Annotated in this window: 25 protein-coding genes; 20 read left to right on the top strand and 5 right to left on the bottom strand. The window is 56.7% G+C overall.

The features are described from left to right. Positions 1-42 precede the first annotated feature (42 nt). On the bottom strand, positions 43-1,146 hold the full coding sequence (locus EP166_RS17945; RefSeq protein ID WP_127559650.1) for a threonine aldolase family protein: 1,104 nt from the start codon (positions 1,144-1,146) through the stop codon (positions 43-45). Positions 1,147-1,456: 310 nt separating this feature from the next. Between EP166_RS17945 and EP166_RS17950 the strand changes: the two genes are divergently transcribed. The 4 genes from EP166_RS17950 (at position 1,457) to EP166_RS17965 (ending at position 4,271) form a co-directional block, all read left to right on the top strand. Continuing rightward, a complete protein-coding gene (locus tag EP166_RS17950) occupies positions 1,457-2,419 on the top strand; it encodes a prenyltransferase (protein WP_246026342.1) in 963 nt (320 codons plus the stop codon). A gap of 31 nt (positions 2,420-2,450) precedes the next feature. Then, positions 2,451-2,933, top strand: coding sequence for a DoxX family membrane protein (locus EP166_RS17955; RefSeq protein ID WP_127559654.1), 483 nt, complete (start codon positions 2,451-2,453; stop codon positions 2,931-2,933). A gap of 101 nt (positions 2,934-3,034) precedes the next feature. Then, positions 3,035-3,436, top strand: a complete 402-nt coding sequence (locus EP166_RS17960; RefSeq protein WP_127559656.1) for a winged helix-turn-helix transcriptional regulator — start codon at positions 3,035-3,037, stop codon at positions 3,434-3,436. A 319-nt stretch (positions 3,437-3,755) separates the two neighbouring features. Further along, the gene (locus tag EP166_RS17965; protein ID WP_220432629.1) at positions 3,756-4,271 is read left to right on the top strand and encodes a nuclear transport factor 2 family protein; all 516 of its coding nucleotides are present in this window, start codon (positions 3,756-3,758) and stop codon (positions 4,269-4,271) included. A gap of 133 nt (positions 4,272-4,404) precedes the next feature. Here EP166_RS17965 and EP166_RS17970 read toward each other — a convergent pair whose 3' ends face one another. Beyond that, positions 4,405-5,151 carry a substrate-binding periplasmic protein gene (locus tag EP166_RS17970; protein WP_164744004.1) on the bottom strand — a complete coding sequence of 249 codons (747 nt, stop codon included), beginning with the start codon at positions 5,149-5,151 and terminating at the stop codon, positions 4,405-4,407. A gap of 354 nt (positions 5,152-5,505) precedes the next feature. On the opposite strand from EP166_RS17970, the gene EP166_RS17975 reads away from it, so the two are divergent. From EP166_RS17975 to EP166_RS18040, 14 genes are all read left to right on the top strand, one after another. Then, positions 5,506-5,721: a DUF3185 family protein gene (locus tag EP166_RS17975; protein ID WP_127559659.1), complete on the top strand. Its 216-nt coding sequence runs from the start codon at positions 5,506-5,508 to the stop codon at positions 5,719-5,721. Between the two features lie 320 nt (positions 5,722-6,041). Beyond that, on the top strand, positions 6,042-7,232 hold the full coding sequence (locus tag EP166_RS17980) for a nuclear transport factor 2 family protein (protein WP_127559660.1): 1,191 nt from the start codon (positions 6,042-6,044) through the stop codon (positions 7,230-7,232). Positions 7,233-7,324: 92 nt separating this feature from the next. Then, the gene (locus tag EP166_RS17985) at positions 7,325-8,563 is read left to right on the top strand and encodes an ABC transporter substrate-binding protein (protein ID WP_127559661.1); all 1,239 of its coding nucleotides are present in this window, start codon (positions 7,325-7,327) and stop codon (positions 8,561-8,563) included. A 63-nt stretch (positions 8,564-8,626) separates the two neighbouring features. Further along, positions 8,627-9,655, top strand: coding sequence for a carbohydrate ABC transporter permease (locus EP166_RS17990; RefSeq protein WP_127559663.1), 1,029 nt, complete (start codon positions 8,627-8,629; stop codon positions 9,653-9,655). A 13-nt stretch (positions 9,656-9,668) separates the two neighbouring features. Beyond that, complete coding sequence (locus EP166_RS17995; protein ID WP_127559665.1) at positions 9,669-10,553, top strand: carbohydrate ABC transporter permease; 885 nt, start codon at positions 9,669-9,671, stop codon at positions 10,551-10,553. A 4-nt stretch (positions 10,554-10,557) separates the two neighbouring features. Beyond that, the gene (locus EP166_RS18000) at positions 10,558-11,616 is read left to right on the top strand and encodes an ABC transporter ATP-binding protein (protein ID WP_127559667.1); all 1,059 of its coding nucleotides are present in this window, start codon (positions 10,558-10,560) and stop codon (positions 11,614-11,616) included. A 35-nt stretch (positions 11,617-11,651) separates the two neighbouring features. Next, positions 11,652-12,962, top strand: a complete 1,311-nt coding sequence (hisD, locus tag EP166_RS18005) for a histidinol dehydrogenase (RefSeq protein ID WP_127559669.1) — start codon at positions 11,652-11,654, stop codon at positions 12,960-12,962. Further along, the gene (locus EP166_RS18010) at positions 12,959-13,723 is read left to right on the top strand and encodes an SDR family NAD(P)-dependent oxidoreductase (RefSeq protein ID WP_127559671.1); all 765 of its coding nucleotides are present in this window, start codon (positions 12,959-12,961) and stop codon (positions 13,721-13,723) included. Before hisD (EP166_RS18005) ends, EP166_RS18010 begins: the two co-directional genes overlap by 4 nt. Further along, entirely contained in the window at positions 13,723-14,739 is a 1,017-nt protein-coding gene (locus tag EP166_RS18015; RefSeq protein ID WP_127559673.1) for a LacI family DNA-binding transcriptional regulator, read from the top strand. The genes EP166_RS18010 and EP166_RS18015 overlap by 1 nt, the downstream gene beginning before the upstream one ends. Positions 14,740-14,772: 33 nt before the next feature. Beyond that, on the top strand, positions 14,773-15,741 hold the full coding sequence (locus EP166_RS18020; RefSeq protein WP_220432630.1) for a cupin domain-containing protein: 969 nt from the start codon (positions 14,773-14,775) through the stop codon (positions 15,739-15,741). Positions 15,742-15,746: 5 nt separating this feature from the next. Further along, positions 15,747-16,445 (top strand): alpha/beta fold hydrolase, encoded by a 699-nt coding sequence (locus EP166_RS18025; protein ID WP_127559675.1) that lies wholly within the window; start codon positions 15,747-15,749, stop codon positions 16,443-16,445. After that, positions 16,442-17,152 (top strand): RraA family protein, encoded by a 711-nt coding sequence (locus tag EP166_RS18030; protein WP_127559677.1) that lies wholly within the window; start codon positions 16,442-16,444, stop codon positions 17,150-17,152. The genes EP166_RS18025 and EP166_RS18030 overlap by 4 nt, the downstream gene beginning before the upstream one ends. A gap of 2 nt (positions 17,153-17,154) precedes the next feature. Then, the gene (locus EP166_RS18035; protein WP_127559679.1) at positions 17,155-17,349 is read left to right on the top strand and encodes a hypothetical protein; all 195 of its coding nucleotides are present in this window, start codon (positions 17,155-17,157) and stop codon (positions 17,347-17,349) included. Beyond that, positions 17,333-18,697: an amidase gene (locus EP166_RS18040; RefSeq protein ID WP_127559681.1), complete on the top strand. Its 1,365-nt coding sequence runs from the start codon at positions 17,333-17,335 to the stop codon at positions 18,695-18,697. The genes EP166_RS18035 and EP166_RS18040 overlap by 17 nt, the downstream gene beginning before the upstream one ends. A gap of 322 nt (positions 18,698-19,019) precedes the next feature. Here EP166_RS18040 and hisD (EP166_RS18045) read toward each other — a convergent pair whose 3' ends face one another. From hisD (EP166_RS18045) to yghU, 3 genes are all read right to left on the bottom strand, one after another. After that, on the bottom strand, positions 19,020-20,309 hold the full coding sequence (hisD, locus tag EP166_RS18045) for a histidinol dehydrogenase (RefSeq protein ID WP_127559683.1): 1,290 nt from the start codon (positions 20,307-20,309) through the stop codon (positions 19,020-19,022). A 265-nt stretch (positions 20,310-20,574) separates the two neighbouring features. Beyond that, a complete protein-coding gene (locus EP166_RS18050; RefSeq protein WP_127559685.1) occupies positions 20,575-21,045 on the bottom strand; it encodes a riboflavin biosynthesis intermediates N-glycosidase in 471 nt (156 codons plus the stop codon). A gap of 98 nt (positions 21,046-21,143) precedes the next feature. Further along, complete coding sequence (gene yghU, locus EP166_RS18055) at positions 21,144-21,983, bottom strand: glutathione-dependent disulfide-bond oxidoreductase (protein WP_127559687.1); 840 nt, start codon at positions 21,981-21,983, stop codon at positions 21,144-21,146. A gap of 184 nt (positions 21,984-22,167) precedes the next feature. On the opposite strand from yghU, the gene EP166_RS18060 reads away from it, so the two are divergent. Both EP166_RS18060 and EP166_RS18065 read left to right on the top strand, forming a co-directional pair. After that, positions 22,168-22,599: a heme-degrading domain-containing protein gene (locus tag EP166_RS18060; protein ID WP_127559689.1), complete on the top strand. Its 432-nt coding sequence runs from the start codon at positions 22,168-22,170 to the stop codon at positions 22,597-22,599. Positions 22,600-22,648: 49 nt separating this feature from the next. After that, positions 22,649-23,071 (top strand): GNAT family N-acetyltransferase, encoded by a 423-nt coding sequence (locus EP166_RS18065; protein ID WP_127559691.1) that lies wholly within the window; start codon positions 22,649-22,651, stop codon positions 23,069-23,071.

The raw sequence follows: 23,071 nt of genomic DNA on the forward strand, positions 1-23,071 counted from the left end.
TCTGTGTATAAGGGTCAAGAACGGGCCTTGCCCGGTGCGCGGTTATGCTGTGAGTGTGTCTGCCATGTCTATGCCAAACTGCTGTATCCAGGTTGCCCACTCGTCTTTTTCCAGCAAGTCGAAGGCGTCGCCGACATTGATCTCACAGTGGAGTGCATCGTCATCAGTGCGGTATGGCGGTGGAATCAGGGCGATGTTGTGTTGCTGCATCCAGCGCTCGCCTTTGACCAGAAATGCCTCTGGCTGGCAGCGAATGCGCAGCCGAAACATGTTGGTGTGCGGAATTTTTGGCCAGGTGGAAACGCCGGGCAGCTGATTCAGGTGTTCGGCCAGCCAGCGCGCTTGCTGACGACGTTCCGGCAGTGCCTGCAGATGCCTGGCCAGGCCCTCGCGCGCGGCGATCACATATGGGTACAGCGCATACAGGGTGCCACCTACCCGGCGTTGCCAGACCTTGGCGCGGGCGATGAAGTCCGCATCGCCTACCAGCATGGCACCGGCAATGCCGCCCAGGTCTTTGTAGAAACTGACATAGACGGAATCGAACAGGGCGGCGATCTCTGCCAGCGATTTATCGTACGCCGCCGGGCATTGCCACAGGCGGGCGCCATCCATGTGCAGCTTGATGCCCTGTTCGCGAGCCCAATCGCTCTGGCGCACCAGCTCATCCCACTGCGGCAATTGGCCGCCGATTTCGCGCATGGGCAGTTCCAGAAGCACCGCGGCCAGTGGGTCGCGAGCGACGGCTTTCAGATCTTCCAGCAAGGGAACCCGATGTAATTCACCCAACTCGCAACCCTTCAACTGCCACAGAACCTGATAGCTGTTGTATTCGTGCAAGGCAACGTGGCTAGTGGCGTGCAAGGCCACGTAATCAGTGCGGGCAAGGTCGGCCCAGATGCGCAGCGCAATCGGCTGCGCCATGGTGCCGCTGGGCATGAAGAGGGCGGCCTCCTTGCCCAGTAAGGCAGCGACCTCTCGCTCGAACGATTCGATCAGCTCGCCACTGCCGTAGTTGTCGATCTGTTCATCGTCGCCAGTGGCATCCGCCAGCCGTTGCAAGGTGGTTTTGATCGACTCGGGTTTGTGGCGGCTGGCATTGATCGCACACGCCCGAAAGGTGGTTCTATAGTGGTCAACAGACATGCAGAGGTACCCAGTGTCATTAAAGACAGAAGTTTAGCGCTTTTGGGGTCATTGTTCAGGCCCGGAAATGTTCGGTAGTGGATGTTCCGGGCCTTTCACCATGGAACGCCATTTGCCGGGATAAAGTTGACGCTCAGGTTGATCTGGATCAAGCGAGTGGCAAAGCGTAAACGCAGGTCTGCCCAGAGTGAACTATAGTGCAGCGTCGGCTTGAGTGGTTCGGGTGGTTTCCGGGTGCAACGCCCAGCTCAGGCAATGAACATCAACAAGGAGCGCTCAGTCTACAATGATTCCAACCTGGCCAGAAATAATGACCAAAATTCCCCGGCTCGATGCAACGGACTGGGGTGCCATGGGGTTGGCAAAACGCTGGTTTGTGGCCACCCGTGCGGCCGTGTTTGTGATGACCCTGTTTTCCGCCGGCATCGGCATGTTACTGGCCATTCCGGCCGGTCAGTTTGATCTGGTCAATGCTGCGCTCGTGTGTTTGGGGCTGGTGCTGGCTCACGCCACCAACAACCTGCTGAACGACTGGACCGATTCGAAAAAGGGGGTGGATAAAGACAATTACTTTCGAACCCAATACGGTCCGCAGCCGCTGGAAAATGGTCTGCTGAGCGAGCGACAAATGATGGGCTACATCGGGCTCACCGGTGCCACGGCTCTGGCCATTGGCGCCGCATTGGTGGTGCGGACCGATCTCACTACGCTGTATTTCATGCTGGCGGGTGCCTTCTTTGTGCTGTTTTATACCTGGCCGCTGAAATACATCGGTCTGGGCGAGCCAGCGGTCTGGCTGGTATGGGGGCCGCTGATGGTGCTGGGTACAGTCTATGTGGTTTCCGCAGAACTGACGTTGTTCCAGTTTTGGATCGCGCTGGTTTATGGTCTTGGCCCAACCTCGGTGTTGCTGGGCAAACATACCGACAAACTGAATCAGGATCGTGCCAAAGGGGTGCACACGCTTCCGGTGATTCTAGGAGAGACCGGTAGCCGGAATTTAACGCTCGGGCTTTGGGTCGTGCAGTATCTGGTGCTGACGCTGGGCGTGCTGACTGGGGTACTGAGTATCTGGTTCTTACTGGTCTGGCTGGCTTTGCCTCGCTTTATCATCACCTTTAAACGGTTTCGCCAGCCCCGTCCGCTGGAGCGACCGGAGACAATACCGGAGGATGTATGGCCACTCTATCTGGTCGCCTTTGCATTCGACTACAACAAAGTGTTCAGCGCCATGCTGGTGCTGGCTATTGTGCTCAGTCTGCTGTTTGGCTGAGCCTCACCATCTGTGACAAAGGATATGGATCATGATTGGAATCTGGCTCCGGGAAGCGAGCATTGCTTCCTACCTCTTGACCGTGGCCCGAGTCTGGCTCGGTTATCAATGGCTGATGGCAGGCTGGCATAAAGTGGCCGGCGAGTTCAGCGCTGCTGGCTTTCTGCGCGGTGCCATTGCCAACGCTCAGGGCGAGCGCCCCCTGGTGCAAGCCTGGTGGGCATCGTTTCTGGAAAACTTTGCGCTGCCCAACGCGGCGCTGTTCGAGTTCATGGTCGCCTGGGGCGAAGTCCTGGTCGGGATTGGACTGATTGTCGGGGCCTTTAGCTTGGTTGCCATATTCTTTGGCATGGTCATGAACTTCTCATTTCTCTTGTCGGGCGCGATCAGTGTGAACCCGCAAATGATACTGGTTAGTTTTATTCTGTTGTCCGGAAGCCGAAACTCTGGGTTAATTGGCCTGGACCGGTGGATCATGCCGTACCTGAGGGCCCGCTTCACTGGGCGACATTAAGGTAAAAGAGAGCAGGCCAACGGCGTTCCCCAGCCCCCTTGTTGCTTACCCTAGTGAATATACTTACACTTTAATTAGTGTAATCACATCTGGGTGAACTCATGCGAATTAGCAAGAAACTACAACAGGCCGATGTCCTGGCTGAAGACTGCCCGTCGCGTGTGGTGCTTCAGCATATGACCAGTCGCTGGGGCATATTGGTGTTGATTGCACTGGAGTCCGGAACGCATCGTTTCAGCCAATTGCGGCGCAAAATTGGCGGTGTCAGCGAACGCATGCTGGCGCAAACACTGCAGAGTCTTGAAGGGGACGGCTTGGTGAATCGTGTTGCCTACGACGTGGTGCCTCCTCATGTTGAATACAGCCTTACACCACTGGGCGTCGAAGCGGCAGAGAAAGTACGCCACCTGACGGACTGGATCGAACAAAGCCTTCCGCGAATACTGAAAGTACAGCAGACCCGGCAGCGCAAGTCTGTACGGACCAAGGCAGCACTGGATTAGCAGCGACTCTCCTCGCTGGCGACCGTTATGCCCATTCAGCGAGGCCGTTCAAACAGGCGGATACGGGTCAGTCGACGGAGCATCAGCCCCCCACTTCATCTCTCGGACGTCATGAACCGTGGCGGGTACATTCCCGGTTTCGATTTACGATCAGCCCTGCTGTTTTCAGTTCGGGTCAACAGTCTGTTTTCTGTAATTCCCATACTTACCTTTTTGTAGGTACTTGTTATAAGTAAGTGATGTCATTAAATTCCTCTCGTGACTGGCGCCAAGCGCTGATGTCCTGAATTCATCTTAACCTGAACGAGAGAGCTTTCTTATGAGAAACCTGGTTTATTCACTATTGATCGCCAGCTTCACGCTGGTACCAGCCATGGCCGAAACGCCCGCCAATTATACCCCCGTCGTTGCAACGCCCAACGCCGATGCATTGTTCACCAGCGACGACCCCCAGTTGCATGAAAACAAACAGGTGGTGTATCACATCCTCAAAGACTTGTTGGAAGCTAACCAGTGGCATCTGGCCGATCAGTACATCGCTGACGATTACATTCAGCACAACCCGAACGCAGCCAATGGCCTGGAAAGCCTGGTCTATTTCTTTACGGACGTATTGCAGGTAGAGCCATCACCGATACCCGAGAAGCTCGGTACACCTGTTTCCGAAGTTATGGCTGAAGGTGATCTGGTTACCGTGATTTACCCGCGCCGGGTAGAAGGCCCTAACGGTTCGTACACAACGGCCTGGTTTGATACCTGGCGCATCGAGGATGGCAAGGCGACCGAGCACTGGGATCCTGCGTTATTGAATGAAGCCCCGGAACTGTCTGAATAATGTCGTAAAAGTAATTCCGGTCGTTAGATGGCGACCGGAATTCGCTCAGACATTCTGGCATCGAGACGTGATGGCCGACCTCCAGACATGGACTACTGGAAGAGAGACCGCCAACCACTAAGCGGCGGCAAGATCAGTTGATACTGGCATTGACGCCAAGGTGCTCCTGATACACCTGATCGATGAACCCGCTGGCTTTCAGTTCTTCAATGACACGATCGTATTGCGACATGAGCCGCGGCATATCGGGGTGAGTAGAGTTCTTCAGGAAGACGTTATAGTAAGGCCGGGTCGACAAGGGCTTGTCGAGAAACGTCAGGCGGCCTTCAACCTGGCGGTTTCGAATGAGATAGAGTGTTTCTGCAGCACTCATGGGCGCCATATCAATACGGCCTGATAACAGCATGTCAATCAACAGTCGGTGATCGGTCACCACCATTCGGTTCAGCGGCGCTGCCCAGAATTCCGGTGTATAGGCCCATGACTGCACGGCGCCAATGCGCCAGGTTTTCAGGTCATCCAGACTGGAGTAAGTAATGGTCCCGACGTCTTCTGTGCGAATGAAGAAGCGCCAGCTGAGCTGTTTGTACGAAGCGTTTGGGTAGTGCAAGGATTCAGCCCGCTCCTCACTGTAAGAAAGGCTCATGATGACGTCGATGTGCCCTGCCTCGGCCTCCCGTAACATCCGGCTGCCTGAATCGAGCAAGTGGAGCTCGTAGTCTATTTCAAGTGTCTCTAGCACCCGCCCCATGATCTGGGCATCTATTCCTATAACGCGATGTCCTTCGTACATTTTGAAGGGTGGCTCGGCGGTGCCTGCCACCACCAGAGGAGCGCTCTGCGCTGCCATGCTGAGCACGGTCAGAATCAGCAGTGTCATTCTCCGCAAAATCGGTTGAATCATAGGGGCCAGGTTGTCAGTGGTGGTGCCCAATAATATCTTCAAACGCAAGCGGCTGCGACAGCAAGGTGGCAGGACTGCAGCCCCTGGCCGTCTTGGTTTTGAACGTCAGCGGCGGCGTTATCCGAGCCAAATGCGAACGGGCAAACGGTAATTGGCTTGTAGGCTGAGGCAGAAGCCGCATGGGCCTTGTTGTGATATTGCAGTATCGTGGTCAAAGGAGCAATCTAGTGCGCTGGTGTATGACCGGTTTACGACCCTGGTGAATAGCGCCAGCAACATACCTGGGGGAGTCGTTCAGAGGCTCCCTGGATTAACGACAAGGAGATGACCATGAGTAAAGGTACAGGGCTGCCGTTGAAGGCGATCGGCATCGCATTACTGGTGCTGGGAGCGGGCCTGGCATTCTGGGGTTTCCAGCTGTCGGAATCGGTCGGCTCGCAAGTGACTGAGCTCGTTACCGGCTCGGAGACCGACCGAGTCATGATGTTCTACATAGGCGGTGCCGTAAGTTTTGCTGTCGGCCTCTATCTGTTTCTAAAAAAGTAGTCGAAAAGCGGTGTTGAGATTCATCGGTTAAATCACCGCAACTCTGACCGCATGGTCAACCTCTAAGGGTCCCGTAAACGTTCACGGGAACCCTGTTACTCACTTAACCTCTTGATTTGAAATGGTTGATTCAGCCCTGGCTGTTGACACCCAGTCACTCGCTCAGACTCCCCTGGCAATCCCACTTTCCATCCGCTAAAAGACGCGATTAAAAATATTTGCATTCGTATGCAAAAAGTCTATTGTAGCTCTATGTTCAGGTGTTTTGAGCCCTCTCAAGCCCGTGCCAATCCACAATTGCAGCCTCAGGAGCCGCCGCCATGACCAGCCCCAAAGCCGACAGCAACGACAGTCGATCTACTAAGTCGGAAGCCCGGAAAACCAGCACACCAACGCAACAGGATGCCGCTGTCCTGCAGTGCGAGCGTCTGGATTTTGTTGACCTGGTTCCCGAAGACCGCCCGCGTGTGCAGTCGATGAAAGGCTTTGATGATTGCTACACCGACATTGTCGATTACATCGTGCGCTGCACCCACAAGATATGGGATGAGCGGGATGTCGGGCTGATCTACACCCATTACACCCACAATTGCGTGCTCTACGGAACCATGGGCACGATGTACAACCGGGAAGACGTGGTGCGCGACACCATTCAGCGCCTGGTCAGTTTCCCCGAGCGTCGTGGTATGGCGACTCACGTTATCTGGAATGGCAACGACACCGATGGTTTCTACACCTCGCATCTGGTGACTGGTTCTGGAAGGCACAGCCAGAACGGGCATCTGGGTCCGGCGACTGGCCGGGTCTTTCATTCCCGTACCATTGCTGACTGCATGGTTTACGAAAACAAGATTTACCGTGAATGGGTTGTCGCAGACCAGATGGCCATTTTCAAACAGCTGGGTCTGGATCCTCATGCGTTTGCTGAAAAAATTGCCAGAGGCAAACTAGCCCAGGGTCTGACCAACCTGGATATTGGCGAAAACCGCCTAATGATTGGCCAGTACCCGCCCGCAGAAACAGCCGATCTCAGCATCGCCAATAACGCCCTGGAAGAGCGGACACTGCAATGGCTGCACGATGTCTGGAACCGGAAAATGTTTGGCACCATCAAAGATGTGTACGCGCCGACGGTCATGTACCACGGCCCGTTGATGAAAGAACTCTACGGTGTCGCCGCGGTTATGCACCAGGTCATCGGCCTGGTCGGTTCAATGCCCGATGCCGTTTTCCAACCGCAACACGTCAGTTCAGTCGAGTGTGTAGAAGGTGGCACCAAAGTGGCCGTTCGCTGGGTTCTTGAAGGGCATCACCTTGGTTACGGGGGCCTGGAATCGCTGGGCGATCCGACTGGAAAACGTCTGCAAGTCATGGGCATCTCTCACTTCCACTACAAGCACGACAAAATCGTCGATGAGTGGTGCGTGTACGATGAACTCTCGGTGCTGATGCAATTGAAAATGGCCCAGTTACAAGACCTTCAACCTAATGCGGAACCGACAGACGACTAACCGATAAACCCGAATTAACGCCCGGGAGAAAGCGTATTTTTCTCCCTTTCCAAAACAGAACGTCCAATAAAAGCAACTGTACGGAGAGTGTCATGAAGAAAGCTACAATCACAACGCTGGTCGGTGCGACACTGACCCTGTTCGCAGGCAGTGCCATTGCTGAGTGTAATATCAGCTCAGGCTCCGTCCGCATCCTGGGTAACGATTTTGATTCGATACGCACGGTGACGGATCAGGCCAGTGCCTGTGCCTCGTCAGGAACAACCGTTCGTGTGAACCTGACCACCGAGCACAAAAACATCCAGGTTCCCGCACTGACGATCACCCCGGCGGAGTACACCGTCGCGTTGATTGCCAACAACTCAATCAGCCCGCTGTTGTCTGCGGATCTGGTTCGCCCGTTGAACGACCTGGTCGAAAAATACGGACAAGACCTGTTGCCAAACCAGCTGATCCGAACTGGCGACGACATCGTTGCCATTGCGTTCATGGGTAACGCCCAGCACTTGTTTATGCGCGGCGATATTCTGGATGACCTTGGTGTGGAACCACCGGCAACCTATGAAGAGATTATTGACGTCGCGGAAATGATTCGCAGTGAAGGCATCATGGAATACCCGCTTGCCGCCACCTACGAGGCCGGCTGGTACCTGGCTGCCGAGTTCGTCAACATGCATCTGGGTATGGGTGGCCAGTTTTTTGAAGCCGGGTCGGCACAGCCAGCACTGAACAACGAGGCGGGGGTCCGTACGCTGGAAATGATGAAAACGCTGACCGAGTACATGTCACCCGAATACCTGACCGTGACCGCCGATGAAATGAAGCAAATGTACCTGGCAGGCGAAGTGGCGATCATGAACCAGTGGGGTTCCATGGTCGCAGGTCATTTGGGCGAAGACAGTGGTAATCAGCAAATTTCCGAGGCCACTATTCTCGCACCGGCACCTACCGCACACGGTAACAATACACCGGCTGCGGCGCTCTGGTGGGATGGCTTTACCATTGCCAAGAACATCAGTGACGAAGACGCTGAGGCATCCTTCCAGGCCATGATGTACGGCATTCGTCCTGACATGGCGCAGCAGAACCCCAACGCTGCTACCTGGCTGATCAAAGATTTTGATGCGCCAGACACGGCTCAGGGCGTACTGCAAACCGCCCGTCTGGGTGCCCGAGGCTATCCAATGAGTCCGTTCATGGGGTACATGCACGCAGCCCTGGGTACTGAATTGTCTGATTTCATGCAAGGCCGTGAAAGTGCCGAACAGGCACTGATGGATGTAGAAGCAAGTTACCTTGCCTCGGTCAGAGAGGCCGGTCTGGCTAATTGATCAGAGCATGGGAGCTGCCACTGTAAATGGCAGCACCCACTTCCAGGCGCATGGAGCTCCAACATGACTCATAAAACATTCTTTGCGTTCATCTTCCCCTCTCTGCTTGCGATGATCCTGTTCATCGCCTTACCCATAGGGTCGATCGTTGTGCAATCGTTGCACGTAGAGCACCCCAGGGTTCTGGTGGAGGTTGAAAATTGCGGTCCATTTGGCTGTGAACGTGAAACCCGGGTAGATACCGCCGCCACTCAGGCCCTGCAGGAAGCGCAGCCTATGGGGCAGTTCAACGGGTTGGGAACCTATTTTGACCGCCGGCACCTGGCCACAGAAGAAGTCAGTCGCATATTCAGTGACAATGAGGGCGTGGCGGATATAGCCCGGCAAATGTATAACCTCCCTTTCTACAAGGCGTTGTCGTTTACCCTGGTCTACACCTTTATTGTTACTCCGCTGGGAATGGCACTGGGTTTCTCGATCGCGCTTGCGGTCAACTCCATTCCGAGATTTCTTAAAGGCCCCATCATCTTCTTCTCGTTGTTACCGATGATTGTGACGCCACTGGTAGGGTCGCTGATCTTATTCTGGATGATCAACACCCAGGGTGTTATCGGGTCGAATTTGCAATTGTTGTTTGACGATCCGGACCTGTCTTTGCGCGCCTCCCCGTTACTGACCTGGGTGACGCTGATTGTCTACGGGGTCTGGAGCATGGCGCCGTTCTCGTTTGTGGTGTTCTATGCCGGGTTGCAAACCGTACCGTCGGATACGCTGGAGTCAGCAAAAATCGACGGCGCCAGCCGGTGGGAGCGTATCCGTTATGTGGTCATTCCCCATCTGATTCCTCTGGCTACCTTCGTTGCGCTGGTTCAACTGATGGATAATTTCCGGGTGTTTGAACCCATCGTTGGTTTCAGTGCTGAAGCCAACGCTACGTCTTTATCCTGGAACATATTCAACGACCTGCGCGGGCAAGTCGATCAGCAATACAGTTCAGCCGCTGCTACTTCAGTGCTTACCGTATTCGGTGTTGTTGTACTGCTGATGCCTGTGCTGGTCCGGCTCTGGCGTGACTTTAATCGCAAGGCGTAGAGAGGTTTTCGATATGGAACAAACAACCGTTAATCGTCGGCCGCTGCTGCTGTCGACCACCTCGAGCCTGTTTCTGGTGTTGTGGTTAATCGTAGCGGCCTTCCCGTTTCTCTGGACGGTCTGGGGTTCGTTCAAGGTCGAGGCCGATTTCTTTTCCCGCGAGAACTGGCAATTGGCCATCACCGGCCTGAACACCATCGGGCAAACAGGCAGTGCGTTCACCGGTGACGGCTATCAGGGTGCCTGGATAGAGCGTGATTTCTGGAAGGCAGCCTGGAATACCGTCATTGTCACGGTATCGGTTACTGCCATTTCTCTGGTGCTGGGAACACTCGGCGGTTATGCACTCGCCCGGTCAGCCCGGCGCTATACGCTGTGGATTCTGATCACGGCTCTGGTATTTCGCGCCATGCCTCACATTACGCTGGTGTCTGGCTACATGCTGCCGTTTTTCGAATGGAACGTCTGGGGCGCTTTACCGACGGCCATCATTGTTCTGGTCGCGATCAACCAGCCGTTTGCCTTGTGGATGCTGCACAGTTTTTTCCTGTCCATTCCCAAAGACCTGGACGAAAGCGCCATGGTCGATGGCTGTACCCGCTTTCAGGCGTTTCGCCAGGTGGTTATTCCGGTCATGTGGCCAGGGGTGATCACCACCGGGTTGTTCAGCTTTTTGCTGGCCTATAACGACTTCGCGGTAACCGCCATGCTGTTGAATCAGGATAACCAGACCATGGTCCCCAAAATTGCAAGTTTCCTCGGCACCGTGCAAACGGAAGGTGCTGTGATGTATGCCGTCGCAGCGGTGGTGTCGGCAACCGTGCCGCTGTTTATGTTGGTGATGTTTTTTCAAAGACAGATCGTCAGCGGTCTGACCGCTGGCGCAGTGAAGGGGTAACAAGATGGCTGAGATCCGCCTGAACAACGTCTGTAAACGCTGGGGCAAAGTGTCCGGTGTCGACAACTTTGATCTTCACATTAAAGACGAGGAATTCCTGGTATTACTGGGGCCATCGGGCTGTGGTAAATCGACCACCATGCGAATGATCGCCGGCCTTGAGGATGTCTCTTCCGGAGAGATCTGGCTGGGCGACCGGATGGTCAACAAGCTTGAACCCAAAGACCGGGATGTCTCCATGGTGTTTCAGAGCTATGGCCTGTATCCGAATATGACGGTGTATGAAAACATTCGCTTTCCGATCAAGGTTCGCAAAGTCCCCAAAGAGCTGCATCACGAACAGGTGATGAAGGCCGCGGAGATGGTTGACCTGGTGGACTTTCTGCATCGTAAGCCGGCCGAATTGTCGGGTGGGCAGCGTCAGCGTGTTGCGCTCGGCCGAGCCATTGTGCGCAAGCCCACGGTGTTCCTGATGGATGAACCGCTGTCGAACCTGGATGCCAAATTGCGGGTATCGACACGGGCAGAGATCAAGAACCTGCAGTTCCGGCTGAAGACCACCACCATCTATGTCACCCACGATCAGATCGAAGCAATGACGCTGGCTGATCGCGTTGTCGTCATGAACCTTGGCCGCATTCAGCAAATTGCCACGCCTACCGAAATTTACGATAACCCGGCCAATACCTTTGTGGCCGGCTTTATTGGGAACCCGGCGATGAACCTGATCAAGGGCACGATTGAGTCCGGCGTTTTTAGCGCAGAGAACATTCGCATTGAAGGCCTGCCAAGCCAGCATTCGGGCCCAATCACCCTCGGCTTTCGCGCCGAGGACGCTGAACTGAAAGAGGTGCAAAACGCGATCAATGCACCGGTGTATGCCATGGAGTTGCTGGGTGATTCATCAATGATCGCGCTGATGGTCGGCGGGGAGCTGATCAACATTAAAGCACCCAAGGATTTTCGGGCCGAAATCGGTTCGCAGGTCAGTATCGGGATTAACCCCAGTCACTGCCACCTGTTCGATGCTGAAAGCGGTGACCGGCTATCCCAGGACATTTAATAAAACAGAATAAACGCAACACAGGACTCGATCCCATGAGCATAGAGTATTTAAAGAAAAACAAACCCGGTAATGAACGCAGTGCCGATGATCAGAAAGTACGCGATATTGTTGAGAAAACACTGACTGAAATCGAGCAGGGCGGCGACAATGCCGTTAAAACGTTGTCTGAAAAATTCGACAACTACAGCCCGGCGTCTTTTCGTCTGAGCCAGTCAGAGATCGATGAGCTGATTCAACAGGTATCGCCGCAGGACCTTGACGACATCAAATTCGCTCAAACCCAGGTGCGGAACTTTGCCCAGGCGCAGCGTGATTCAATGACCGACATTGAAGTCGAAACCTTGCCCGGCGTGATACTGGGCCACAAGAACATTCCAGTGCAGTCGGTCGGCTGTTACATTCCCGGGGGCAAGTTTCCCATGGTGGCATCGGCCCATATGTCGGTTGTGACCGCCGCAGTGGCGGGTGTACCACGCATCATCGCGGCGACACCGCCGTTTCATGGCAAACCCAACCCGGCCGTTATTGCCGCCATGCATCTGGGCGGTGCTCATGAAATCTATGTGCTCGGTGGTATTCAGGCCGTTGGTGCCATGGCCATTGGTACCGAAAGCATCGCACCGGTGGATATGCTGGTTGGCCCTGGCAACGCCTTTGTTGCCGAAGCCAAACGGCAGTTGTTTGGCCGGGTAGGCATCGACCTGTTCGCCGGCCCGACGGAAACCATGGTCATCGCCGATGATACCGTCGATGCCGAACTGTGCGCGACGGATCTGATGGGCCAGGCAGAGCACGGCTATAACTCTCCTGCGGCATTGCTGACTACCTCCCGTGAACTGGCCGAGGCGACACTCAAAGAAGTTGACCGCTTGCTGGAAATCCTGCCAACCGCAGAAACCGCCCGTAAAAGCTGGGAAGATTACGGCGACGTTATCCTCTGCTCGACCCATGAAGAAATGCTCGATCTGGCCAATGAGATGGCGTACGAACACGTACAGATCATGACCGACCGGGACGACTGGTATCTGGAGCATATGCACAGCTACGGTGCTCTGTTTCTGGGGCCGAGAACCAACGTCTCTAACGGCGATAAGGTGATCGGCACCAACCACACGCTGCCCACCAAAAAAGCGGGTCGGTATACGGGCGGGCTTTGGGTGGGCAAGTATCTGAAAACCCACAGTTATCAGCGCATCACCACCGATGAAGCGGCGGCCGACATAGGTGCCCGTTGTTCCAGACTGTGTATACTCGAAGGTTTCGTAGGCCATGCCGAACAAGCCAATGTCAGAGTTCGTCGCTATGGCAACCGACACGTTGAGTATGGGACCGCTGCGCAATGACACTTCCCCAAACACCGTCTTTTCAATTAACCGGTAAGACGGCGCTGGTTACCGGCGCCTCGTCGGGCATTGGCCAGGCCTGTGCTGCCGCGCTGGCCGGCACGGGTGCCCGGGTTTATCTGGCGGCCCGTTCGCTGGATAAACTGCAAGCAACCGTTGCTGAGCTCGAACAACGCGGCCAGGCCGCCGAAGCCGTTCGGCTGGACATCACCGACATTGAAGCAACCGCTCACTGGATTGATCAGCACGGCCCGTTCGATGTTCTGGTTAACAGCGCCGGTATAGGCCGTCATGGCCCAGCGGTTGATACCACACCCGAGGCTTTTGATCAGGCCATGAACCTGAACGTGCGTGCCGCCTATTTTCTGACACAGGCGGTTGCGCGTGGCTTGTTAAATGCTGGCAAGCCCGGCTCGCTGATTAACATCTCTTCGCAGATGGGCACCGTCGGCGGGGTTGATCGTTCCGTGTATTGCGCCACTAAACACGCCGTTGAAGGTTTTACCAAAGCCATGGCAATTGAGTGGGGCAAGGCGGGCGTTCGGGTGAATACGGTGTGCCCGACCTTCATTCGCACACCGCTGACCGAATCGACTTTTGCCGATCCCGAACGGATGCAGTGGCTGCAGAACAATATCGTGCTGGATCGGGTTGGAGAAGTTGAAGACATCATGGGGGCGGTGCTTTACCTGGCTTCAGACGCTTCGAGCCTGGTTACCGGCAGTGCCTTAAGTGTCGATGGCGGCTGGAGGGCGCATTGATGAACAACACCAAGATAACCTCACACGATGTGGCGCGCCATGCCGGTGTCAGCCAGTCCGCCGTGTCGCGTTACTTCACGCCTGGTGGGTCGGTCTCCAAAAAGAAAGCCGCATTGATTCAGGCGGCGGCCGATGAGCTGGGTTACCGGCCCAATGTGCTGGCCCGTTCAATGATCACTGGTCGAAGCAAAATTGTCGGTCTGGTCGTCGCCTATTTTGAAAACCAGTTTTATCCGGAAGTGATTGAGTTGTTGTCGGTTGGCTTGCAGGCCAAGGGCTATCACGTCCTGGTGTTCATGGCCTCCCGAACCGTGGGCGATGTCGAACCCATTGTTCAGGAAATGCTGGATTATCAGGTCGATGGCATTCTGATGCTGTCGGTATCGATGTCTTCAACGTTGGCGGAGCAATGCGCGTCGCAGGGCATTCCGGTCATGTTGTTCAACCGGGATCAGGCCGACGACCGGCTCAGTTCAGTCACCAGTGAGAATGGGGCCGGCGGTGAGCTAGCCGCAGAATTGCTGGTAAAGGGTGGCTATGAACGCATCGCTTATCTGGCCGGGTTTGAAGGCGCGTCCACCCAGATTCTGCGCGAGCAGGGGTTCCTGAAAGGGCTGAAAGCCGCGGGCAAATCCCTATACGCACGCGAAGTCGGCGATTTTCACTACGACCAGGCAGCGGCAGCCGCACGTCGGTTGTTCAACATGGACACTAAGCCGGATGCGGTGTTTGTCGGCAACGATCACATGGCGTTTGCCGCCATGGATGTCATACGCCATGAGTTTCATCTGTCGATTCCCGACGATGTGGCCGTGGTCGGGTTTGACGATGTACCCATTGCCGCCTGGCCGTCGTTTAATCTCACGACCATTCGTCAGGATGTCGACACCATGGTCGACGAAACGGTGAACCGGTTGCTGGATATGGTTGAAGGCCGGGCGACGGAACCGAGCAAGGTGAGAATACCGGTCTCCCTGGTTGAGCGCGGGTCTACCCGCACCCTCTCAAAAGGTTAATTCAAACATTGCTGAAGCGAGTGATTGACGATCATGGTTACGCAAAAAGACATGGAGACACGTACGGTTCGGTACGGTGAATTACAGCCTTGTCGCAGTGCCTTCATCGATGCCCATACACCGGGCTCAAACCAGAAAGAAAACTTCACCATCATCGGGGGCGGTGTCTCCGAAAGTGCCGATCAGCATGTACACATCACTGAAACCCCCGGCTTCAATATCGGGGCTGCCGGCCAACCGCCGCATTGCCGCAACAGTCTGCACACCCACCGAACGGCCGAAGTGTTTTTCGTGTTGAAAGGCCGCTGGCGGTTTTTCTGGGGCCGCTGGGGCGATGCCGGTGAAGTCGTGCTGGAAGAGGGCGATGTGTTCAACATACCCACCGGCATTTTTCGCGGTTTCGAAAACATCGGTACCGACTATGGCATGATCATGGCCATCCTCGGCGGCGACGATGCCGGTGGCGGCGTGGTCTGGGCGCCGCAGGTAATTACCGACGCCAAAGACTACGGGCTGATTCTCGGTGACGACGGCAAACTGTACGATCAGAAGAAAGGCCAGTCGTTACCAGCGGGTGTTAAGCCCATGCCGTTATTGACCGACGAGGAATTGAAGCAGTTTCCCGAGCCCGCAGCGTCTGATGTGGTTCCGCACTTTGTCGCCCGCTACTGGGACATGATGGCGATGGCCGACAGCGCCCCATTAAAGGTGATCTCGGAGCAGGGTTTGTTGAAAGACCGCCCTGGCTTCGAACTGGAATTTATCAATCGTGCATCCAGTAACGACGCGCCCATCGAATCGGACCGGCATTCGGTGCTGATGGTGATGCGCGGCCACTGGAAGCTGAGTTGGGCTGACGGTGAGATAACCCTGGCACCGGGTGATACCTGCGCCGTGCCGCCAGCTCTGACTCACCAGTTGGTGCCTGCCATGAGCGGCGAAGCCAGCCTGTTCCGGGTGCGCAATACGGACGATCCAGCCGGCCTGACTCGGCAGGTTTGAATACCATGAATATGCCTCTGGTTTTGCTGCCCGGCATGATGTGTGATGCACGGCTGTTCACGCCACAGATAGATTACTTCTCGGCCGAGCGTGCCGTGCAGGTGGCGTGCCTGACCCGGCACAACCGGGTTGAGGACATGGCTCGCGCGGTACTGGCGACCGCACCGGAACGCTTTGCACTGGCCGGCCTGTCGATGGGTGGCATTGTCGCCATGGAAGTGGTGCGCCAGGCGCCGGACCGCGTGGTGGGTCTGGCCTTGCTGGATACCAACCCGCTGGCCGAAGACGACCGCGTTAAGGCAGGTCGGGGCCCGCAAATGCAAACAGCCCGGGAGGGTGGGTTGCTGGATATGCTGGTGGACAAGGCGTTTCCCAATTATCTAGCGGCTGAGACAACTCAGGCGCCCATTCTGGCCACTTGTTTTGCTATGGCGGAATCGCTGGGTGCCGATGTTTTTATCCGGCAATCCGAAGCATTGATGCACCGGCCGGACCAGACAGAAACACTTCGTCAGTACCGCAGCCCGGCGATGATTCTCTGCGGCGAACAGGACCGGCTGTGCCCGGTTTCACGCCATACCTTAATGAGTGAACTGATGCCGCATGCCAGCCTGGATGTTATTCCGGCGGCAGGGCATCTTGTCACTCTGGAAAAACCGATCGAAACCAACAAGGCCATGGCTCAATGGCTGGAGGCATTATGACAGCAGGCACGCTAACGCCCGATTTGCTGAAACGACTGCAAACCGTCGATACGCCCACCGTATGCAATGCCATCGAAGTGGCCCAGGGGCAGCGCGGCTTTGCCAACTATACCCGGCAAACGCTGCTGGCATCAGACCCGAACGCTGGCGCCCTGGTTGGCTACGCCCGAACCGCAACAATAGCCGCCCTGGTACCCTCCACGGAAGATCCGGCCGTGATTCGTCAGCGCCGGATGGATTACTACCGCTACATGGCGGAGTCGACCGGCCCGTCGCTGGTCGTGATTGAAGACCTCGATGGTGACGACGCCGTCGGCGCTTATTGGGGTGAGATCAACACCACCGTGCACAAGGGCTTTGGCCTGGCGGGTGTGGTCACTAATGGCGTGATGCGGGATCTGGGTGATTTGCCAACTGACTTTCCGGTACTGGCCGGTCGCATCGGGCCGAGCCATGCGTTTGTGCGGGTTGAAGCCTTCGATACGCCGGTAACGGTGTTCGGCATGGAGGTAGCCCCGGGCGATCTGATTCATGCTGATCGCCATGGCGCGCTGGTCATTCCCGAAGCCGTGATTCCCGTGCTGGCCGACGCCATTGAACGTCTGCTCGCTACTGAAAAACTGGTGCTCGAACCCGCTCGCTCGGCGTCATTTGATTTTGCCGCCTTTGAACAAGCCTGGGCGGCGTTTGAAGCCACAAGGACCTGAGCATGGCAGCACAACACAGTACCGGTGACGAACTCACTGCGGAGGTTTTCAGCCGACTGTTGACGGAACAGGGCCTGACCATCACCCCGGATGATCAGGCGGCCGCGTTGCCGGCGGCACAGGCCCTACTGAAGCAGGCCGAGCGCGTGTGCGCAGCAATGCGGGCCGTGGAGGCTGACCATGACTCACCCCTGTGACCTGAGCATCGCGGAAGCGGGGCAGGCATTGCGCAATGGGAGGTTCACCGCCGTCGAGCTGGCTCAGGCCTATCTGGATCGGATCGAGCAACAGAACGACCGCCTGTATGCTTTTATTGATGTGGATCCGGAGGCGGTGCTTAACCAGGCACGGCTGGCGGATGCCCGATTGGCGGAGGGGGAGTGCGATCACCTGCCCCTGCTCGGTATCCCCATCGCCCTGAAAGATGTATTTGATGTTGCCGGTAGTGTAACGAGCTGTGGATCCCACGTGCAGGATGGCCAGACTGCGACAGACGATGCGGTGCTGGTACAGCGACTGCAGGCAGCGGGTGCAGTGCTGCTCGGCAAAGTGGCGACCTACGAGTTCGCACTGACTGGCCCAGCGTTCGACCAACCCAACCCACCGCCGCGCAACCCCTGGAACCCGGATCACATCACCGGCGGCTCATCCTCAGGTTCAGCCGCGGCAGTCGCCGGTGGCCTGGTTCGGTGTGCCCTGGGTACCGACACCGGTGGCTCGGTGCGCAGCCCGGCGTCGTATTGCGGCATCGTCGGGCTTAAACCAACGTACGAACGATTGTCCCGACAGGGTGTGTTTCCCCTGTCGGACAGTTTGGACCATATCGGCCCACTGGCGGCTTGCGTGGCGGATGCGGCACTGTGCTTCGATGCCTTTGCCGAACCTGCTGACGCCCCCGCTGCTAGCCAGTTGCTTGGGCAGAGCCTGGCCGGCTTGCGGCTGGGGTATGGCCGCGACTGGTTCGCTGATGACCCGGCAGTCGATCCGCAGGCGGTGACCGCCATGGATGCGGCCGCCTCCCAGCTCAGCCTGCTGGAAGCCCGTATTGAGCCGGTCGATTTGCCGGATTACGATCTGTTTGAAGCGGTGGGTACGGTTATATTGCAGGCCGAAGCACTGGCGGTGCACAAGAAAACGCTGGGCACCCTGCCCGAACGCTATGGCCGGGCGGCGCTGAGAAACCTGATCACCGGCGCCGTATTATCGCCAGAGCATCTAGCAGCAGCGCGAGCCATGCAACAGCGCCTGAGCGACCAGATGGATGAAGTGCTAAACCGCGTTGATGCCCTGATTACCCTCACCACGCTGACGCCCGCGCCGGCGTTTGCCGCCTTTACCGACGGCCAGCCGGTCTGGACACCCATGCGCACCTTTCCGTTCAACCTGACCGGTCACCCGGCCCTGACGGTTCCCATAGGGTTCTCCAACGGCCTGCCGCTCGGGATGCAGATCATCGGCAAGCGCAACGACGAAGCCAGGCTCTGCCAGATTGGCCATGCGTTTGAACAAAGCACCGACCACTCCGTAGTAAAACCCAATCTATAAAAAAAGGGCCGACACCCGTTTGGATGCCGACCCTAAAAAGTCTTGTGTCTTCATATATATAACGATTCTGTCGAGAGGCGAGCGTTGGGTGCCGGGTTTGCTCCTGTGGGGTAGTCCGCAACATGGACTAAAACGCCGGGAGCGTTTTAGCATGAGCGCAGCGAGCCCGAAGGGTGAATCCCATGGAGGGGATTCATATCATGCGGTCTAGGCCCCATGGACGGGTTCACGCCGACCCCACAGGAGCAAACCCGGTAGCCGACGCGGGTTAATGCCCCTCTGCCAAATCCGAGCACCCGCCAGGGTGCTCCATCATCCTGCTTTACTGACCCATCCGGTCCACGCGAATCTGAGCTGCACGGCGATGACCTTCCAGGCCTTCGCTGTTGCTCTGGCGGGTGGCGGAAGGGGCCACCTGTTTTACGCCTTCTTCGGTCAGCCACTGGTGGGTTGCGGTCTTGATGTAGGTGCCCACCCAGAGCCCGCCAGTGTACTTGCCGGCGCCCATGGTGGGCAGAGTGTGGTTGGTGCCGGAGCATTTGTCTGAATACACCACGCTGGCCAGTTCGCCGATAAACAATGACCCGTAATTGTTCAGTTGTTTGGCAGTGGCGTGGGGGTCGGCCGTGTGCAACTGCAAGTGCTCGGCCGCAACGTCCTCGGAATAGGCCAGCATGTCGGCTTCGGACTCGCAGAACACCACTTCGCCGTAGTCGCGCCAGGACTGGGCCGCGGTTTCTGCCGTCGACAACGTTTGCAGTTGGCGGTCGACTTCCTTAACCACCGCCTCGGCCAGTGCTTTGTCGGTCGTGATCAGGCCGACCCGGGTGCGTACATCGTGCTCGGCCTGGCCCAGCAAATCGGTCGCGATCAGTTCGGCATCGCCGGTGTGGTCGGCCAGTACGAAGATTTCCGAGGGGCCGGCCAACTGGTCGATTCCGATGGGGCCGAATACCTGGCGTTTGGCCTCGTTCACAAAGGCATTGCCCGGGCCGACGATCTTGTTAACGGCCGGCACGGATTCGGTGCCCATCGCCATGGCGGCAATCGCCTGGGCGCCACCGATTCGGAAAATACGATCCGCCCCTGAGAGGTGGCAACCCGCGATCATGGCCTCGTGCGCATTGGGTGGCAGGCAGGCAATCACCTCGCCTACGCCGGCTATTTTGGCGGGGACAATGGTCATGATGGGCGCGGACAACAGCGGGTAGCGGCCACCGGGGACGTAGCAGCCCACGCGGTCCAGCGGGATGTTGCGGTGGCCCATGTGTACGCCGGGCAAGATCTCGACATTGATTTCCGACAGCGAGCCCAATTGCGCTTTGGCAAAGGCTGAAACGTTGTCGATCGCAAACTGTGTATCGGCCCGGGTTTGCGGGTCGAGGCGTTCTACAGCCAGCTCGCGGTCTGCCATGGAGACCTCGAACGCATCCAGACGGACCTTGTCGAACTGTTCGGAATAATCCCGAACGGCGTCATCGCCGCGCTCGCGGACCGATCGAATGATGTCGGCAACCAGCCCTTCAACTGACGTACTGTCGCTCTGGGCATTGCGCTCGGGTGCTTTAACGAACGTTAGCGCATCTTTGTTCAGGGTTTTGCTACTCGCCATGGTTTTCTCCTGGGCCAATCACGGTGGGCTGTCGTTGTTTTATATCTTGATATTACTCTTTTTGCATACGAATGCAAAAAAGATTAAACGAACCGAAAACAGCGCTGTGAGAGGTTTGGTGAGGGCGGGTTTGGAACTGCTAAACCATGGGCAATAGGGGCTGTAAACGGAGTAGGCTGAGCCTACGCGCCTGGTGATGCTTCTGCATTGGGGTCAAGCGGGAGTGGGGCGATGTAGGCTAGGTCAGGCAATGGCGGAATACAGTTCAGCCAGCTTCCTGACGCAATTTCTCCCTAACATTCATGAGCACAGTCCCATAGGCATTCTCGCCACGCTGATCGCGACCCGTGCCCCAGAAATAGTCGTACAGGGCATTCTCCCGGATCGGTTGCTCGCCGGTCGCCAGCAGGCCCCGGGCAAAATCGGGGTGGGTGTGTGCCTGGGTGTAAAGCGCCCGCGTCATCACTCGGGTACGAAGAGCGGGCCAGCCTTCCCGCGTGCGTTTTAGCCAGCCGCGGCCGTGTTTTCGGGCTTCTTCGGCGGTTGGGGCATTGCGGATGTCGTCAAAGCGGGGTTTTCCCGGGTATTTCATGGCCTGGTAGTAATGTTCGGCCGTCAGCCAGCGATGGCCATCCAGTTCAAATGGGCGCTCAATGGCACAGCCGAGCACCTCTTCGGTGTCCAGCCGGTTGATCAGGAGCGCATGGTCCACTGTCTGGTGTTCAAACAAACTCATGATACGACGGTTCCTGAAGAGGGGGTAAGAGAGTGTACCTCAACACGGGGTCTGGCCAGTAACGGCAACCAGCCCCGAGTCAGTTGGGCAGGCCAGGCTCAGTCCAGGTCGCTGGCGTCATGCCGTTCCGGTTGCTGTTCGTCCGGCTCGCCCCAGGTGCGGTTCACTTTCACACCGCGCTTCACCGCAGGCCGTTCAGCAATGGCGTTGGCCCAGCGAACGACGTTGGTGTAGCCATCTGCCTCCAGGAATTCGGCGGCCTCGTAGACCTTGTTTTGAACCAGCCAGCCGTACCAGGGCCAAACGGCCATGTCGGCGATGCTGTAGCTATCGCCACAGAGGTAGGTGTTGTCAGCCAGGTGGCGGTCAAGTACATCCAGCTGGCGTTTTACTTCCATGGTGTACCGGTTGATGGGGTATTCGTATTTTTCCGGTGCGTAGGCGTAGAAATGGCCAAAGCCACCGCCCAGAATCGGGGCGCTGCCCATTTGCCAGAACAGCCAGTTGAAGCATTCTGTGCGCCCAGCCGGGGTGTCGGGAATGAAGGCGTTAAATTTTTCAGCCAGGTACATCAGGATGGAGCCGGATTCAAACACCCGCTGTGGCGGGGTGACGCTGTGGTCCATTAAGGCGGGTATCTTGGAGTTGGGGTTGGCTTCCACAAAGCCAGAGCCAAACTGATCCCCTTCCATTATGTTGATCAGCCAGGCGTCGTATTCGGCACCGGTAATGCCCGCGGCCAACAGTTCTTCCAGCATGATGGTCACTTTAACGCCATTCGGCGTGGCCAGTGAATGCAGTTGCAGCGGGTGTTTGCCAACCGGCAACGGTTTATCGTGAGTGGGGCCAGCGATGGGCCGATTGATGTTGGCAAACCGGCCACCGTTGCCCGGTTCCCAGGTCCATACCTTGGGAGGTGTGTAGCTGTTATCACTCATGGTGTGTCCTTGAATCTGATTGCGGTGAGTTGGAATTCCTATGCGAATAGTACGGGAGGTGAGGGCAGTCGGGTCAAAAGCAACGGCGTGGGCATCAGCCGCTTGTCGTTAAACACTTGAGAACGGTGGTCGGGACTGAAAGAATGAAGCATCTCCTTTCCTGCCACTGAAAAAGGAAACCCCTGTGGAACGTCAACTCATCACCGACCAGTTTACCAATCGGATGGCCCTGGATATGGGTCTGGCAATTATCGAGCTGGCCCGCAAGCGGGACGCCCGAATCGGCGTGTCGATCCGCCGGTTGAACCAAACCGTTTTCGAATTCATCGACAATGACTTGTCGGCCGACAAAGCCAACTGGATTCGCCGGAAAGTGAATACAACGCTGAATTTTGCGGAAAGTTCACTGGCGGTCCGGCTCGATCTGGAGCAAAAAGGGAAAACACTGGCGGCGGATTTTGGCCTGAGCGATGATGATTACATTGCCAAAGGCGGCTGTATCCCGATCGTCGTGACCGGTGCGGGCTTGATTGGGACCATTACGGTCACCGGGCTAAAAGACGTGGATGACCATCAGATCATTGTGGATGCCTTGCCTGACTTCACGTTCGTCTGATGACCGTTCAGAAAGATCTGCCGCGTTTACCAAACAGGAGGGCGAGTTCATGACCATTGAATACCGCATAAATGCACCGCTCAGTGCAGATCAGTTCATCGATCTGCTGCAGCGTTCGACCCTGGCGGAACGCCGACCCGTGGATGACCGCGCCTGTATCGAAGGCATGCTGGCCAACGCCAGCCTGACCATCAGTGCCTGGGACGGTGACCTGCTGGTGGGCATTGCCCGCAGTGTCACCGATTTTCACTATGCCTGTTATTTGTCGGATCTGGCGGTCGATGCCAGTGTGCAGAAGTCGGGCATCGGTAAGCGGCTGCAAGCGGTCACGCAGCAACAGCTTGGCCCACAGTGCAAACTGATTCTGCTCGCAGCACCGTCGGCCAACGCCTATTACGAACCCCTGGGGTACCAGAACAATGAACGGTGTTGGGTGCTTGACCGGGATGTTCCCATTAACGAAGGCCACTGA

The organism is Saccharospirillum alexandrii (genome assembly GCF_004000275.1).
Lineage (GTDB): Bacteria > Pseudomonadota > Gammaproteobacteria > Pseudomonadales > Natronospirillaceae > Saccharospirillum > Saccharospirillum alexandrii.